The sequence below is a fragment of the Streptomyces sp. NPDC094032 genome, from assembly GCF_040303965.1.
Lineage (GTDB): Bacteria > Actinomycetota > Actinomycetes > Streptomycetales > Streptomycetaceae > Streptomyces.
Genome location: NZ_JBEOUE010000016.1, coordinates 76,683 through 92,096 on the forward strand (window position 1 = coordinate 76,683; position 15,414 = coordinate 92,096).

The 15,414-nt window shown below is 74.9% G+C and carries 16 protein-coding genes; 9 read left to right on the plus strand and 7 right to left on the minus strand.

Annotated features, from left to right (window positions below; translation table 11 throughout):
- The first annotated feature begins 3 nt into the window (after positions 1–3).
- The 6 genes from ABTZ54_RS22465 to ABTZ54_RS22490 all read left to right on the plus strand — a co-directional run bounded on the left by ABTZ54_RS22465 (position 4) and on the right by ABTZ54_RS22490 (position 4,791).
- Positions 4–711: a 4'-phosphopantetheinyl transferase family protein gene (locus tag ABTZ54_RS22465; protein WP_351665933.1), complete on the plus strand. Its 708-nt coding sequence runs from the start codon at positions 4–6 to the stop codon at positions 709–711.
- Complete coding sequence (rsgA, locus tag ABTZ54_RS22470; protein WP_351665935.1) at positions 708–1,841, plus strand: ribosome small subunit-dependent GTPase A; 1,134 nt, start codon at positions 708–710, stop codon at positions 1,839–1,841. Before ABTZ54_RS22465 ends, rsgA begins: the two co-directional genes overlap by 4 nt.
- A 200-nt stretch (positions 1,842–2,041) precedes the next feature.
- Positions 2,042–2,191 carry a hypothetical protein gene (locus tag ABTZ54_RS22475; protein ID WP_165591009.1) on the plus strand — a complete coding sequence of 50 codons (150 nt, stop codon included), beginning with the start codon at positions 2,042–2,044 and terminating at the stop codon, positions 2,189–2,191.
- Positions 2,192–2,242: 51 nt separating this feature from the next.
- Positions 2,243–3,265, plus strand: a complete 1,023-nt coding sequence (gntD, locus tag ABTZ54_RS22480; RefSeq protein ID WP_351665938.1) for a guanitoxin biosynthesis L-enduracididine beta-hydroxylase GntD — start codon at positions 2,243–2,245, stop codon at positions 3,263–3,265.
- 30 nt (positions 3,266–3,295) lie between these two features.
- Positions 3,296–4,591 carry a cation:proton antiporter gene (locus ABTZ54_RS22485; RefSeq protein ID WP_351665940.1) on the plus strand — a complete coding sequence of 432 codons (1,296 nt, stop codon included), beginning with the start codon at positions 3,296–3,298 and terminating at the stop codon, positions 4,589–4,591.
- Entirely contained in the window at positions 4,591–4,791 is a 201-nt protein-coding gene (locus ABTZ54_RS22490; protein ID WP_351665942.1) for a hypothetical protein, read from the plus strand. Before ABTZ54_RS22485 ends, ABTZ54_RS22490 begins: the two co-directional genes overlap by 1 nt.
- 45 nt (positions 4,792–4,836) lie before the next feature.
- On the opposite strand, the gene ABTZ54_RS22495 is transcribed toward ABTZ54_RS22490, so the two are convergent.
- The gene (locus ABTZ54_RS22495) at positions 4,837–5,259 is read right to left on the minus strand and encodes a sigma factor-like helix-turn-helix DNA-binding protein (protein ID WP_351665944.1); all 423 of its coding nucleotides are present in this window, start codon (positions 5,257–5,259) and stop codon (positions 4,837–4,839) included.
- A gap of 2 nt (positions 5,260–5,261) precedes the next feature.
- Positions 5,262–5,651, minus strand: a complete 390-nt coding sequence (locus ABTZ54_RS22500; protein ID WP_351665946.1) for a DUF6479 family protein — start codon at positions 5,649–5,651, stop codon at positions 5,262–5,264.
- A 136-nt stretch (positions 5,652–5,787) separates the two neighbouring features.
- On the opposite strand from ABTZ54_RS22500, the gene ABTZ54_RS22505 reads away from it, so the two are divergent.
- Both ABTZ54_RS22505 and ABTZ54_RS22510 read left to right on the plus strand, forming a co-directional pair.
- Positions 5,788–6,297 (plus strand): SigE family RNA polymerase sigma factor, encoded by a 510-nt coding sequence (locus ABTZ54_RS22505; RefSeq protein WP_351665948.1) that lies wholly within the window; start codon positions 5,788–5,790, stop codon positions 6,295–6,297.
- Positions 6,298–6,349: 52 nt separating this feature from the next.
- Positions 6,350–7,654, plus strand: a complete 1,305-nt coding sequence (locus tag ABTZ54_RS22510; RefSeq protein ID WP_351665950.1) for a hypothetical protein — start codon at positions 6,350–6,352, stop codon at positions 7,652–7,654.
- Positions 7,655–7,712: 58 nt separating this feature from the next.
- On the opposite strand, the gene ABTZ54_RS22515 is transcribed toward ABTZ54_RS22510, so the two are convergent.
- The gene (locus tag ABTZ54_RS22515) at positions 7,713–9,404 is read right to left on the minus strand and encodes a bifunctional 3'-5' exonuclease/DNA polymerase (RefSeq protein WP_351665952.1); all 1,692 of its coding nucleotides are present in this window, start codon (positions 9,402–9,404) and stop codon (positions 7,713–7,715) included.
- Positions 9,405–9,451: 47 nt separating this feature from the next.
- Positions 9,452–10,708, minus strand: a complete 1,257-nt coding sequence (locus ABTZ54_RS22520; RefSeq protein WP_351665954.1) for a helix-turn-helix transcriptional regulator — start codon at positions 10,706–10,708, stop codon at positions 9,452–9,454.
- A 161-nt stretch (positions 10,709–10,869) separates the two neighbouring features.
- Between ABTZ54_RS22520 and ABTZ54_RS22525 the strand changes: the two genes are divergently transcribed.
- Complete coding sequence (locus ABTZ54_RS22525) at positions 10,870–11,787, plus strand: NADP-dependent oxidoreductase (RefSeq protein ID WP_351665956.1); 918 nt, start codon at positions 10,870–10,872, stop codon at positions 11,785–11,787.
- A 12-nt stretch (positions 11,788–11,799) separates the two neighbouring features.
- Here the strand turns inward: ABTZ54_RS22525 and ABTZ54_RS22530 are convergent, their stop codons facing one another.
- From ABTZ54_RS22530 to ABTZ54_RS22540, 3 genes are all read right to left on the minus strand, one after another.
- Positions 11,800–12,282 (minus strand): DUF1877 family protein, encoded by a 483-nt coding sequence (locus tag ABTZ54_RS22530; protein WP_351665958.1) that lies wholly within the window; start codon positions 12,280–12,282, stop codon positions 11,800–11,802.
- A gap of 241 nt (positions 12,283–12,523) precedes the next feature.
- Positions 12,524–14,611 carry an ABC transporter permease gene (locus ABTZ54_RS22535; RefSeq protein ID WP_351665960.1) on the minus strand — a complete coding sequence of 696 codons (2,088 nt, stop codon included), beginning with the start codon at positions 14,609–14,611 and terminating at the stop codon, positions 12,524–12,526.
- A complete protein-coding gene (locus ABTZ54_RS22540) occupies positions 14,605–15,363 on the minus strand; it encodes an ABC transporter ATP-binding protein (RefSeq protein WP_351665961.1) in 759 nt (252 codons plus the stop codon). Before ABTZ54_RS22540 ends, ABTZ54_RS22535 begins: the two co-directional genes overlap by 7 nt.
- Between the last annotated feature and the right edge of the window lie 51 nt (positions 15,364–15,414).

Consider the following 15,414-nt stretch of genomic DNA (forward strand, 5'->3'; position numbering starts at 1 on the left):
ACGATGATCGAGGAACTGCTGCCCCGGCCGGTCGCTACCGCGGAAGCGTTCGGCGACCCGGCCGGGGCGCCGGTCCCCTTCCCGGGCGAGGAGCACCTCCTCGCCCGCGCCGTCCCCGCGCGGCGCCGCGAGTTCACCACCGCGCGGGCCTGCGCCCGGCGGGCCCTCGGCGGGCTCGGCATGGCCCCCGTCGCCATCCCGTACGAGACCTCCCGGGCGCCCCGCTGGCCCGCCGGGATCGTCGGGAGCATCACCCACTGCACCGGCTACCGGGCGGCGGCCGTGGCCCGCGCCACCGACCTGGCGGCGCTCGGCTTCGACGCCGAACCGCACGCCGCGCTCGACCACACGGGCGTGCTCCACCTGGTCACCGGCGAGGAGGAGCGGGCCCACCTCGCCGACCTGGCCGCGGCCCGGCCCGAGATCCACTGGGACCGGGCGCTGTTCAGCGCGAAGGAGAGCGTCTTCAAGGCCTGGTCGCCGCTGACCGGCCGGTGGCTGGACTTCAAGGAGGCCACGGTCGCCTTCCAGCCGCGCACCTCGACCTTCACCGCCCGGCTGCTGGTCGAGGGGCCGGTGGTGGACGGCGTACCGCTGACCGGGTTCGAAGGAGGGTTTCTCGTCAAGGACGGTCTGGTCCTCACGGCCACGACCGTACGGCGGCCCGACAATGGCCCCGATCCGCACCACCGATCGAGGGGACCGCTGTGACCAGCGCCTTTGAATCCTTCACCGCCACACTCGCCTCCTATGGCTGGGACTCCGACTGGGCGGACGCGTTCGCCCCGCACACCGCCGCCGGGCTCGTCCCGGCCCGGGTGGTGCGGGTCGACCGCGGCCGCTGCGAGGTGGTCGCCGCCGGGACCGCCGACGCCGACGCGCCCGTGGCGACGTTACGGGCCGACACCGGGCCCGTGCTCGGCGCCGACCCCACCACCGCGCCCTGCACCGGGGACTGGGCGGCCGTCGAGACCGCCCCCGCCGCCGGCGGCGGCCCGGTCGTCCGGGCGCTGCTGCCCCGGCGTACCCGCTTCACCCGCTCGACCTCCTCGGCCCGCTCCGAGGGCCAGGTGCTCGCCGCCAACATCGACCTGGCCGTCATCGCGGTCTCGCTCGCCGTCGAGCTGGACCTCGGGCGCCTCGAACGCTTCCTCTCGCTCGCCTGGTCCAGCGGCGCCCAGCCGCTGGTGGTGCTGACCAAGACCGACCTCGTCCCCGACATCACCCACCTCGTGGACGATGTCGCCGAGGCCGGCCCGGGGGCGGAGGTCTTCCCCGTCAGCGCCTTCGACGGGTACGGCCTCGACGCCCTCGCCGGGGCCCTGGCCGGCCGGACCTCCGCGCTGCTCGGCCAGTCGGGCGTCGGCAAGTCCACGCTGGTCAACGCCCTGTTGGGGAGCGAGGAGCAGGAGTCGGGCGAGGTGCGCGGCAGTGACGGCAAGGGCCGGCACACCACCACCGCCCGCGATCTGCTGCCGCTGCCCACCGGCGGGCTGCTGATCGACACCCCGGGGCTGCGCGGCGTCGGCCTGTGGGAGGCGAACGACGGGCTCACCCAGGTCTTCGCCGAGATCGAGGAGCTGGCCACCCGCTGCCGCTTCCACAACTGCGAGCACCACGCCGAACCCGGCTGCGCGGTCCTCGCCGCCGTCGAGGACGGCACCCTCTCGCACCGCCGGTTCGAGAGCTACCGCAAGCTGCTGCGCGAGAGCGCCTGGATCGCCTCGCGCACCGACGCCCGGCTGCGCGCCGAACTCGGCCGTGAATGGCGCCGCCGCGAGGCCGCGGGGCGCGAGATGTACGAGCGCAAGCGCGGCGGGAAACACCGTAAGGCGTTCTGATGGTGGTCCGGCCACACCCGCTTCTCGGCCAAGGGCGGCGGATGTGGCCACTTGCAGCCAGTGCACCTTGGTGCCAACCGAACTTCTTGTAGCGCCCGTTCGCCCCCTGGCAGATTACTCAACGGCAGCAGGTCAAAAGCAACTGCCGGGTAAATCGAGTAAGCCACAAGCCACTTCGAGGGAATCGGACGGTAAAAGAAATGCGACGCAAGGCTTTTGTCTACCTGGTCTCGTGCGCCGTGGCCCTCTCGGCGACGGTGATGGGCGCCTCCGCGGCGCAGGCCGCGGACACCCTGCACACGAGCAAGACGAGCGTGACCGACAGCGGCGACAGCTGGGGCTGGGACTAGCCCACGGCCGCTCTCGGCCCCTACCCACCATGCCAGAGAGGGCGAATTCCCGTGACCATTGACCAGGGCGTACTCCACTACGACTTGTCCACCGACGAAGTCGCCCAGCTGGACGCGCTGATCGCCGAACTGAAGCAGGCGGACTGCGACCCGGGCCGGCCGCGCTTCCACGACGAGGCCTGGGAGCTGACCGGCCGGCTGCCCGTCGGGCTGCGGAAGTTCCTCGCGGAGTTCCGCCGCGACGACCCGGCCGCCGCTTTCAAGATCCGGGGATTCGACGTCGACGACAAGGGCGTGGGTCCCACCCCCGGGAACTGGGCCGATGCCGCGGCCTCGTTGAACACCCGGCGCGAGGAAATCTTTCTCTCGCTCATCGGCAAATGCCTTGGAGAGATATTCAGCTGGCCCACCCTCCAGTCCGGCCGCATGATCCAGAATGTGCTGCCGATCGCCGGCGAGGAGAACGAACAGAGCGGTCACGGCAGTGATGTGCTCCTGGAATGGCACACCGAGGACGGATTCCACCCGTACCGCTGTGACTACCTGGCCCTCTTCGGCATCCGCAACCACGACCGGGTGCCGACCACCGTCGCCTCCATCCGTGACGTGACGCTCGGCGCGGAGACCCGGAAGACGCTGTCGGAGCCTCGCTTCTACATCCTTCCGGATGACGAGCACCTGCGTCAGCTTGCCGTCCAGCAGCCGGACCACCCGGGGCTGCTGCGGATGCGGGCCATGCGCGAGACCCCGGAGCCGGTCGCGGTCCTCTTCGGCGACCCCGACTCCCCGTATCTGCGCATCGACCCCTTCTTCATGCGGTGCGTCGAGGGTGACGCGGGTGCCGAGCAGGCGCTGAAGGAGCTCGTCGCCGAGCTGGAGCGGGCCACCAGGGACGTGGTCGTCGAGGCCGGCACGCTCCTCGTCGTCGACAACTACCTCGCCGTGCACGGCCGCAAGGCCTTCACGGCCCGCTACGACGGTACGGACCGCTGGCTCCAGAAGGCGATCATCACCCGTGACCTGCGCAAGTCGCGGGAGACCCGGGACACGGCGTCCGGCCGCGTCCTGATCTGATCACTCAGGAGCAGAAGGGGGAGAGGCGCGATGGCAGCGTCCCACGCTGTACCGATCGAGGCGGTCGTCCTGGCCGACGTGGCGATCGTCCTGCTGGTCGGGGCCGTCATGGTCCGGCTCGCGCGGCGGATCCACCAGCCGCCGGTGGTGGCGGAGATCGCCGCGGGTCTGATGCTCGGGCCCAGTCTGCTGGGGCTCCTACCGGGGAACCTGCCCGCGCTGCTCTTCCCGCCCGAGGCCCGGCCGATGCTGTCGGCCGTCTCGCAGGTGGGCCTGGCGCTCTTCATGTTCCTGGCCGGCTGGGAGCTCGACCTGGGCAAGCTGCGCGGCCGCACCGCCTCGGTCGGCTCCACGGCGGTCCTCGCCATGGCGGTGCCGTTCGCTGTGGGCGCCGGGGCGGCGGCGCTGCTGTACGACTCGCTGGCGCCCGCCGGGGTGGGCCACGACATGTTCGTGCTCTACCTGGCCACCGCCTTCTCCATCACCGCCTTCCCGGTGCTCGCCCGGATCATCCGGGACCAGGGCCTCGGCACCACCCGGGTCGGCACCACCGCCATGGCCTGCGCCGCCGCCGGTGACGTGGTCGCCTGGTGCGTGCTCGTCCTGGTGGTCGCGATGGCCGGCTCCGGCGGCACCGGCGGGTTCTTCCAGGTCCTGGCCTGGACGGCGGCGTACGCCGCGGCGATGCTCTTCGTCGTCCGCCCGCTGCTGCACAAGGTGCTGCGCTGGTCCGGCAGCGGCCGGCTCGCCGTCGTGGCCGCCGGGGTGCTGCTCTCCGCCTACGCCACCTCGTGGGTCGGCATCCACGCCATCTTCGGCGCCTTCGCCTTCGGCCTGATCATGCCGAGGCAGGGGACGGGGGACGAGCGGGAGGCCCTGCACCGGCAGATCGAGCTTCCCCTGGAGAAGGCGTCCTCGCTGCTCCTGCCGGTCTTCTTCGTGGTCACCGGCCTCTCCGTCGACATCGGAGGGCTCGGCTGGTCCGGCCTGGCGGCCCTGCTGCTGGTGCTGGTCGCGGCCGTCGTCGGCAAGTTCGCGGGCGCCGCGCTGCCGGCCCGGTTCTCCGGGATGAGCTGGCGGGACGCGGGGGCCTTCGGCACGCTGATGAACACCCGCGGCCTCACCGAGATCGTCATCCTCGGCATCGGCCGCGAACTGGGCCTGATCGGGCCCGAGCTGTTCACCATGATGGTCCTGATGGCCCTGGTCACCACGGCCATGGCGGGCCCGATCCTCCGCTGGCTCGGGGTGGGCGGCCCGTCCTCCGGCCCGGATCCCGCCCCGCTGGCCGCGCCCCCGGCCAAGGAAAAGATCGGAGCCGTCTGATGCACCCCTCCCGCCTCTTCGGCTACGAACACCGCCCCAACGGCACCGTCGTGATCACCCGGGCCTGTCGCATCGTCTCCGTCGTCCGGGGCGACGGCGAGGTCGGCCGCTTCCTGACCGAAGTGGCCGCGGCCACCGCGGGCGGCGGCAGACAGCAGGTGCTCGCCCGCTGGGTGACCGGCGCCGTACCGGCCGCGTGAACCAGGGAAAGGGTCCGCCCCCACAGGGGCGGACCCTTTCCCGCGTCAGCCCGGTCGTGGCATCTCGTCCGTCTCCGCCACCCGGCGTCCGGCCCGGGCGGCCAGCTGCCGGACGGCCGCCGGGGTGAGATCCATGGCCGGGGCGATCTCGTCGAAGGGGACGCCGAAGTCGTCGTGCAGCACATACGCGACCCGCTCGGCCGGCGGAAGCGCGTCCAGGACGGCCTCCTCGCCCGGGCCCGCGCCCAGGGGACCCGGCTCGGGACCGGACAGGGCGGCCTCACGCTCGCGCAGCCGGGCCAGGCAGACCCGGGCCAGCCGGACGAGCGCGGTGGAGGCGGGCGCGCCGGGCCCGGCGCCGCGCTCCGCCTCCCGAAGGGCCGCGTCGGCCTCGGCCCGTGAGCCGAGCAGGCGGTACGCGACCGCGGACGGCCGCGTACCGGTGAGGCCCGCGGATTCGACGTCCACGGTCAGTCGCCGTGGCCCGTCCCGCCGCTGCCGAAGCCGCCGCTGGAGATGCCGCCCCACTTGCGCTTCTCCTCGCTCGGCGGGTCGGGCGAGGTCTCGCCGCCGTCCTTGAGCTGGTACGGCATGAGCCGGTGCTCACCGTCGGTCCGCGGCATCTCCGCGGGCCTGCGGTACTCGGACATCTCGCCGGGCAGGACGTCGGTGTCCGGCCGGTGCGGCTGCTCGTCGGGAGCGGGTGGCTTCGATTCGCGGTCCTTCAGGTAGAAGCCGAGCCAGACGGCGCCGATGAGGACGAGGACGACGATCAGTCCGCCGAGGACCTGGGCGAGACCGTTCTGCCAGACACCGGCCACCGTGGTGACCGGGGCCGAGTCCACGAGGAAAGTGTTCATACTCCAGGATTACCCCGTTTTGGACCGTTTGGTCCTGCGAGCGGAATCCGGTTCTGAAACATTTCCCGGAGCCCATCGCGTAGGTGAGGTGTAAGCGCACACACAGCGAACACGTCACAGCGACGGAAGGGGGGACATGAGACAGTCCCGCGCGGACGAGTTCCTGGAGTTCGCCGCCGCCCGTTCGGGCCACCTGTTCCGCTCGGCATGCCTGCTGACCAGCGGGGACACCCATCTCGCCGAGGACCTGGTGCAGGACACCCTCGGCCGGATGTACGTCCACTGGGGGCGCATGAACCGGGTCGGCAACCCGGCGGGATACGCGCAGACGGTGCTCGTACGCGGCTTCCTCAGCCACCGGCGGCGCCGCTCGGCCACCGAGCGCCCGCTCGGCGAGCTGCCCGACCGGGCCCCCGACGACGGCGAGGACCCGGCCCTGCGGATCGCCCTGCTCGACGCCCTGGCCCAGCTCGCGCCCAAGGACCGGGCGGTGGTCGTCCTGCGCTACTGGGAGGACCGCAGCGTCGAGGAGACCGCCGACGCCCTGCACGTCAGCTCGGCGGCGGTCCGCACCCGCTGCACCCGCGCCCTCGCCACCCTGCGCCGGCGGCTCGGCGGCAGCATCACGGAGTTCGCCGCCCACTGACCCCGCCCCACAGCCTTTCCCCAACCCACGAACCGGAGACGGTGATTTCGCCATGCCCCAGCACGACGAGCACGACCCGCACGACGTGACGGACGGACGCTTCGAGGAGGAGCTCGGCGCGGTCCTGCGCGCCACCGGCGACGGCTTCGCCGCCCACGACCGGCGCGAGCTGGCGACCGGCGGCCTCGCCCGGGGCCGCCGCAGGCTCCTGCGCCGCCGCGTCGCCACCGCGGGCGGCGCCCTCGCCCTCGCCGCGATCGGCGTCGGCGGGGTGTACGGCGGCTCCCTGCTCGGCACCGGCGCCGAAGGCCCGGCAGGGGTCTCGGTCGCCGCGGGCCCCAAGCCCGGCGGCAGCGGCCAGGCCGAGCAGGCGGCCGGGAAGCCGGGCGGCGAGCCGGACATCCCCGTCGCCGACCTCGCCGCCGTCCTCAAGGCCAACACCCCGGCGGGCCAGTGGGAGATCCAGAACCCCGAGGGCCGGGGCCAGGCCGTCTCCGCCGTGTACGAGGACGGCAAGGGCCAGGCGGCCGTCACCGTCGGCCTCTTCCGCGCGGGCGGTGACGGGGAGGCCGGTACGGGCCAGGTGACCTGCCCGGACAAGGTGGGCAGCCGCTTCGACGACTGCACCGAGGAGAAGCTGGCCGACGGCTCCCGGCTCATGGTCCTCCAGGGGTACGAGTACGCCGACCGGCGCGAGGAGACCAAGAACTGGCGGGCGGTGCTGCTCACCAAGGACGGCTTCCTCGTCGACGCGAGCGAGTACAACGCGGCGGCCGAGAAGGGCGCCCCGGTCAGCCGCGAGAACCCGCCGTTCAGCCCGGCCCAGATGAAGGCCCTGGTCACGGCGAAGGGCTGGAAGCCGCTCCTCAAGCGGCTGCCGGGACCGCGGAAGCCCTTCCCGGGCACCCCGGGGCGGCCCGCCGACGGGCCCTCGCGGGCCGAGATCCAGGCGACCCTGATCTCCCTGCTGCCCCGGGACGCGCGGGTGGTCGACAAGGGCAAGGGCGGGTTCAGCTACGTGGTCGTCGACGACGGCAAGGGCAAGAGCCTGGTCGAGATCGACGTGCAGCCCGCCATGACCGGCATCCGGAATGACGTCTTCGGCGGCTCCGACGTCACCACCGAGCCGGACGGCACCCGGGTCAAGCTGGAGAAGAAGCCGGGCGAGAAGGGCGGCGAGGGCGTCCTCTGGTGGAGCGCCGACACCCTGGCCCTCGACGACTTCCGGGTCATCGTCTCCTCGTACAACGCCGCCACCCACTACGACGGGGCGACCCGCGCCAAGCCGGCGCTGACGACGGAGCAGCTGAAGGCCATCGCGCTGAGCCCCAAGTGGCGGGCGCTGGCCGGGAAGTAGCCCCCTCCCTGGACGGCGGGCCGGTCCTCGGCGGAGGACCGGCCCGTCTCACGTCGCCTCACTTCGCCTCTGAGTACCGCTCCACCGTCGCCGTCGTGAACGGGAAGCGCACCGGCGTCTCGCCGAACGCGATCCGCCCCGCCTCGTCGCCCGCCGCCCGGATCGCCTCCGTGACCGCCGCCGCCTCCTCGGCCGGGCAGTGCACGATCACCTCGTCGTGCTGGAAGAAGACCAGCTCGGCCCGCATTCCGGCGGTGGCGCGGCGCAGGGCCGCCAGCATCAGCAGCGCCCAGTCGGCGGCGCTGCCCTGGACCACGAAGTTCCGCGTGAAGCGGCCCCGGGCGCGGGCGTCGGTCGACGCGTACCCCGGGACGTACTGCTCGGAGCCGCCGTCCTCCCCGGCGGCGGCCTGCGGCAGGCCCGCCTCCTCGTCCTCGTCGGCGCCCGCCGCCTTCGGGCTGGTGCGGCCCAGCCAGGTGCGCACCAGGCGGCCCTCCTCGCCCGCCTTCGCCGCGTCGTCCACGTACGCCACGGCGCGCGGGAAGCGGCGGCGCAGGGCCGCCAGGTTCTTCAGGCCGTCGCCGCTGGTCTGCCCGTAGACCGCGCCGAGCAGCGCCAGCTTGGCGTGGTCGCGGTCGCCGGAGAAGGCCCGGTCGGAGAGCCGGGTGTACAGGTCGTCGGGGTGGCCCGCGACCTCCATCAGGCCGGGGTCGCGGGAGATCGCGGCCAGCACCCGCGGCTCCATCTGGTCGGCGTCGGCGACCACGAGCCGCCAGCCCTCGTCGGCGACCACGGCCTGCCGGATCACCTTGGGGATCTGGAGCGCCCCGCCGCCGTTGGTGGTCCAGCGCCCGCTGACCGTGCCGCCCGGCAGATACTCCGGGCGGAAGCGCCCGTCGCGCACCCAGTCGGCCAGCCAGGACCAGCCGTGCGCCGTCCAGATCCGGTAGAGCTTCTTGTACGCGACGAGCGGCGCGACCGCCGGGTGGTCGAGCTCCTCCAGCTCCCAGCGCCGGGTGGACCGCACCCGGATCCCGGCCCGCGCGAAGGCCTTCACCACGTCGGCGGGAAGGTCGGGCCGCACCCGGTGCCCGAAGGCGGCGGACACCTCGTCGGCCAGCTCCGCGAGGCGGCGCGGCTCGCCGCCGCCCGCGTACCGCTCGCCGAGGAGGCCGTGCAGCACCTCCCGGTGCACGTCGGCCCGCCAGGGCAGCCCGGCCCGGTGCATCTCGGCGGCGACCAGCATGCCCGCGGACTCGGCGGCGGTGAGCAGCCGCATCCGCCCCGGGTGCGCGGTCCTCTCATGGCGCCGCTGCTGCTCCGCGTACACGGCGAGCAGCCCCTCGAAGGGGACGCCGGCGGAGGCCACCGGCTCGAAGAGGGAGTCCTGCGAGCCCGGTTCGGCGGCGCGCTGCGGCGGGTCGGGCGGCACCGGCGCGTTCCGCAGCCGGGCCCAGGCGGCGGCGGCCGAGCGGGGCTCGCCGAGCCGCCCCTCGTGGCCGAGCAGGAGCTGCTCGGCGTCCTCGACGTCGTAGCACCGCTCGACCCGGACACCGGCGGCGAGCAGCCGTGGATAGACCTCGGAGGTGGCGCGCCAGACCCAGCGGGCGACGTCCGGGCGGGCGCGGACGGCCGCCACGAGGTCCGGCTCGCGCCGCACCTCGCCGACGGGCAGCCCGTCGGGCCCGAGGGGCGCGAGCAGTGCTCCGTCCCCCTCCGGCTCGGGCGCGACTGCCCACCTTTCGGTCACGAGTACGAGTCTGGCACCCGCCACTGACAACGGGCGGGAGCCCGCGCTCAGGCCGCCTTGTGGAAGAGCGCCGCCGCCTCGCCACGGGAGCCGACGCCCAGCTTGTTCAGGATGTTGGCGACATGGAACTTCACCGTGGACTCGCTGATGTGCAGCTCCTGCGCGATCTGCCGGTTGCGGTGCCCGAGCGCCAGATGGGTCAGGACCTCCACCTCGCGCTCGCCGAGCCCGGTCAGCGGGCTCATCGCGGCGGCCGGCGCGTCCGGCGTGGCGAGCGGCACGGTGGCCGTGAGCGTGGTGCCCCAGCCGGGCACGGCGTCCAGCTCCAGGCGCCCGCCGAGCACTTCGAGCCGGTCGGTGACGCTGCCCGCGCCGAGCGGGCAGGAGTCGAGCAGGCCCGGCCCGTCGTCCCGCACGGTGGCCCGCAGCTCGTGCTCGGTGAGCGTCCAGCCGACGTGCACCCGGGAGACCGCCTCCTGCTCCAGGACGATCAGGAGCAGCGCCCGGACGATCGCCCGGGCGCCGTGCGCCACGTCGGCGGGCAGGGTGCGGACGGAGTCCGGCGGGCCGAGTTCGAGGCGGACGGGGCTGTGCCGCAGCATCGGGCGCAGCGCGTCCGCGAGCCGGGCGAAGGCCTCCAGGGCCGGTTCCTCGGCGACCGACCTGTCCCGCTGCGACTCGGCCCGCAGCTCGATCAGGGAGGACACGGCCAGGTCGGTGGCGGTCGCCCGGGCGGCGGCGTCGTCCAGGGCGCGGCTGCGCAGCACCCCGAGCAGCCCGGAGAGCGCGGCGGCGTGCGCGGTGGTGAGCTCGGCGGTCACCCGCGCCCGGGTGTCGGCCGCTGTCCGCGACCGCGCCAGGGCGTCCGGCACGGCCTCGCTGGCGAAGCGTTCGAAGTGGCCGGTCACCAGGTCCCACAGGGCCTGCGCCAGGGCGAGTTGGGGCGCGCCCGCCGGATCGGCGTCCTCCTCGCGTACGAGGACGAGGACCGAGCCGCGGGGTGTGGCGTCGGACCGTACCGCGACGATCTCCCGCTCGGCGCCGCCGACCCACGCGCGCCCCTGCCAGGGCTCGCCGGGCACCCCGGCGGCAAGCAGCGGGGTGAGCTCGGCCGCGGTGAACGGCAGCTCCGGGCCGCCGGTCCGCTTGAACGGCGAGTGCGCGCAGTGCGTGGAGAGTTCGACCGCCGCGTGGTGCGGGATCAGCGGCTCAAGGACCTCGGAGAGGCGGGGCAGGATCTCGCCCAGCGGCTGCCGGATGACGTCGTGGGCGGCCAACAGGGCGCTGGTGGCGGTGAGTTCCATGGGGCCCAGCCTACGGCCGTCCTTTCGGTCAGGTGGGACTGTCCGTTCGGACGGCGGGGCGGGGGTGGCCCGGGACGGATGCTTGATCCATCGAGACGGATCACAACGCACTGCGGCAGCGGATCACCGAAGACGGATCCGCGGCGGGGAGACGGGGAGTCATGGAAGCGATCGTGTACGAGGAGTTCGGCGGCCACGAGGTCCTGCGCCACGAGTCGGCGGTGGACGTGCCCGAGCCCGGCGCGGGCGAGGTACGGGTCAAGGTGGCGGCGGTCGGCGTCAACCCGGTGGACTGGAAGCGCCGTTACGGCTGGGTGGAGGAGTTCTACCCGACGACCTTCCCGGCCGTCCCCGGCCTGGAGTTCGCGGGCACGGTCGACGCGCTCGGCGAGGGCGTGACCGGGGTGGCCGTCGGCGACGAGGTGTTCGGCTGGACGAAGACCGGCGCCTACGCCGAGTACGCCCTCGCCGACACCTTCGCCGCCAAGCCCGCCGCCCTCTCCTGGGAGCAGGCCGCGAGCATCCCCGTGGCGGGCGAGACCGCCCGGCGGGTCCTGGACCTGCTGGGCGTCGGCCCGGGCGAGACGCTGCTCCTGCACGGCGCCGCCGGTGCCGTGGGCGCCGTGGCCGTCCAGCTGGCCGTCGCGGCGGGCGCGACGGTGATCGGCACGGCGTCGGAGCGGAACCACGCCTTCCTGCGGGAGCTCGGCGCGCACCCCGTCACCTACGGCGAGGGCCTCGCCGACCGGGTCCGCGCGGCCGCCCCGCAGGGCGTCGACGCGGTCTTCGACGCGGCGGGCCACGACACCCTGCCGGTCTCGGTCGAGCTCCTCGGCGGCGAGAAGTCCCGCATCGTGACCATCGCCGCCCCGGACGCCCACGAGCACGGCATCGTCTTCTCCGGCGTCACCGTCGAGCAGTCCGCCGCGCGCGAACTGCTCGCCGACCTGGCGGCCCTGGTGGCCGAGGACCGGCTGCGCCTGGACCTCGCGGAGACCTTCCCCCTGAAGGAGGCCGCCCGCGCCCAGGAGCTCAGCGAGTCGGGCCACGTGCGCGGCAAGCTGGTCATCCTTCTCTAGGCCCTTCGGCGCCTAGAACCAGCCCGCCTTCACCACCGTGTGCCCGGCCGCCGCCGCCCGCCCGTAGAACGCCCGCAGGTCCCGGTGATGCCCGCCGAGTATCTCCAGGACCAGGGCCTCGGCCCAGCCCGGGCCGAAGGAGGCGAGGATCTTGGCGCCCGCCGCCTCCCACAGCGCGTCGAAGGAGACGTCCGCCAGGAAGGCGGCGGCGGTGCGGACCTCGGCCGGTTCGAGCAGGAGCAGCGGCGGGTGCGGGAGGTGGTCGGCGGGGGCCCCGGCCGGCTGCCGCCCGCCGAAGACCGGCAGCCACCCGGCGGCGTCGCCGCTCGCCTCGTACAACGCGTGGACCAGGCCGAAGTCCTTCTCGATCGAGTCGGCGACGCCCGCCGCGTACTCCACCTCGTGGTGCTCCCAGGCCGTGGCCATGAAGGCTTCGAGCCAGGCGTGGTCGTCCAGGATCTCGGCCGTGGTCGCGGCCCGCAGATGCATGTGCATGGTTCCCCCGTTCGACGGTCCGCACATTCGGACCGACGTGCGAAACCTACCGGCCCGTACGGACAGCCGGCCCAGGAACCGGCTCCGTCGGCAGGGGGCGGCCAGGAATCCCGGGGGGCGCCACGGGGCCGTCAGGAACCGGAGGGGGCGACACGGGGGTGCGGCCCCGCCGGACGGCACGGGGCAGGGACCCGGCTCCGACCCCGGTCCCTGTCCCGTCCCGACTTCCCACCCTCTCCCGTCAGCGCGCGAGCCGCCACGCGGGGAGCGCGGCGGCGGCCGTCGCGACCACCGCGCACACCCCGGCCACCGCCCCCGCCGGCCCCCACGGCACAGAGAGCGCGACCGGCGCGGAGAGCGCCGCGAGCCCGGCCCCCAGACCGGCCAGGCAGACCGCGGCGACGGCCAGGCCCAGGACCGCGCCGATGCCGACGGCCAGCAGCGTCTCGCCCGCGACCACCCGCAGGACCTGCGCCCGGGTGGCACCGGCGAGCCGCAGCGAGGCCAGTTCGGGGCCGCGTACGGAGGTGGCCATCAGCAGGGTGTTGGCGAGGGCGATCACCGTGTAGACGAGGGCGATGCCGAGGACCAGGAGCAGGCCGAGGCGGGTCTGCGGGGTGCTCGCGGCGGCGGGGAAGGCGGCCGCCGCCCAGGCGTCCGCGGTGCGGACGGTGCCGCCGGGCACGGGCACGGGCCGGTCGGACTCGATCCGGTCCACGGTCGCGCCCGGGGCGTTCGCCCAGGTCACGTACGGCCCGTTGGAGCCGGTCCCGCGCGCGAGCACCGCCGCGATCCGCAGCCGCACCGGCCCGCGCCCGTCCGCCGTCCACACGTCGACCGGCTCGCCGACCGTGTGCCGCTCGAACTCCTCGTTGACCACGATCGACCGGTCGTCCAGCCTCCGGAGGTCGCCCGCGACGACGGGCAGCCGGGCGTACGAGGCCCAGGCGGCGGGGTCGGCCACCGCCCGCGCCCCGTACCGGACCAGGGCCTCCGCCCCGTCCCGTACGACGACGGAGGTCGCCCCGGTGGCGGACCCGGGCCCGGACCGGGGCAGGCCGGTCCCCGTCGTGACGTACGCGGCGCCGGTCTGCTCCCGCGCCTCCGCCGCCTTCGCCCCGGCCACCGTCGCCGCCGAGCCGAGCAGGGTGCCGGCGAGGGCGACCGTCACCAGGACCGGGGCGGCGACCGCGGCGGTCCTGCGCACGGCCGCCGCGCCGTTCTCCCGTACGAGCGTCCCGACCGCCCCCGGCAGCCGCACCGCGCGGGCGGCGGGGCGGACGAGGAGCGGGGCGAGCAGGGCGGCGCCGGTGATCAGGAGCATGGGCTGGGTGACGTACGTCTTCCGCTTCAGGAGCGCGGCCGGATCCGTCGCGCAGGTCCACACCAGCAGCCCGAGCCCGCCGAGCAGCAGGCCCGCGCCGAGCAGCGCCCGGCCGAGCGGGAGGACGTCCGCGTCGACGTCCGCCTCGCGGAGCGCGGCGGCGGGACCGGTCCGCCCGGCCCGGCGGGAGGCGGCGAAGGCACCGGCGAGGGCGACCGCGACGCCCGTCCCGAAGGCGGCGGGGTAGGGCCAGCCGACGCCGCCGCCCCCGATGGCGAACCACTCGGGCGCCACCCCGCCGTCCACCAGGACCCGGCCGAGCCAGGGCGCGCCCAGGGCCCCGAGCAGGCACCCGGCGGCCGAGGCGAGGAGGCCGACGCAGGCCGCCTCGGCGAGCAGCGTCCGCCGCACCTGCCCGGGGGTGGCCCCGGCGGTGCGCAGCAGCCCGTACTCGCGTCCGCGCAGGGCGACGGCGAAGGCGAAGGTCGAGGCGACGACGAAGACGGAGACGAAGGCGGTGACGCCTCCGGCGGTGCCGAGCAGGGCGTTCAGGGTGACCAGGGCCTGTGCGTCGCGGCCCGCGTCGGGGTCGGCGAGCCGGCGGTCGGCGCCGGTGAGCACCCGGGCCCGCCCGGCGGCCAGGGCCCGGACCTCCTCGGCGGGGGCGTCGACCCCGACGGCGTCGGGGCCACCGGCCGGGGTGACGGTCCAGCGGGCCCGCAGCTCGCGCAGGAGTTCGGTGTCCACAGGCTGTGGACGGTCGAGCGGCACGCCGACGACGGCCGTCCCCGGCCCGCGCCGCACCTCGGCGGAGAGCCGGTCCTGACCCTGCACCACGACGGGCGAGGACGCGAACCGCTGCGGGGCCCGCTCGGGGGCGTGCGCGGTGGCGGAGAGCCCGAGCCCCATGACGACGAGCAGTCCGGTCCCGAGCGCGAGGGCGGTGAACCCGCCGAGGAAGGACGCCCAGCGGGCCCGCAGCCCGGCGAGGAGGACGGTCAGCACGGGCGACCGCCTTCGACGGTTCCGGCGGCGCCGGTCGCCGTCTCCAGGCCCGCCATCCGCGCGGCGACCGACTCCACGGTGGGGCCGCGCAGTTCGCCCCGCACGCGCCCGTCGACCAGGAAGACCACCCGGTCCGCGCGGGCCGCGGCCACCGGGTCATGGGTGACCATGACCAGCGTCTGCCCGTCGCGGTCGACGAGCGCGCGCAGCATGTCCAGGACCTCGCGGCCGGTCGTGGAGTCGAGGGCGCCGGTCGGTTCGTCGCCGAAGAGCACCGCGGGGGCGGTGATCAGCGCACGGGCCAGCGCGACCCGCTGCTGCTGCCCGCCGGACAGCTCGCCCGGCCGGTGCCGCTCCCGCCCCGCGAGGCCGACCCGGGCGAGGGCCTCGCGCACCCGGGCCCGGGACGGCCGGCGCCCGGCCAGCAGCAGGGGCAGGGCCACGTTCTGGGCGGCGGTCAGCGAGGGCAGCAGATTGAACGACTGGAAGACGAAACCGATCCGGTCCCGCCGCAGCAGCGTGCGCCGCCGCTCGCTCAGGCCCTCCAGAGCGACCCCGCCGACCTCGACCGTGCCGGCCGTCGGCCGGTCGAGACCGGCCGCGCACTGGAGCAGCGTGGACTTGCCGGAGCCGGAGGGCCCCATGACGGCGGTGAAGCTCCCGGTGGGGAAGTCGAGGTCGACGCCGTCGAGGGCGCGGACGTCTCGATGCTGGCGGCGCAGGCCGCGAAGCCGGACGGCGTAGGAGGTCATGCCCCAAGCCAACCGTCGGCGCCGCCCCCGATCACGACCACTGGAGGGCGT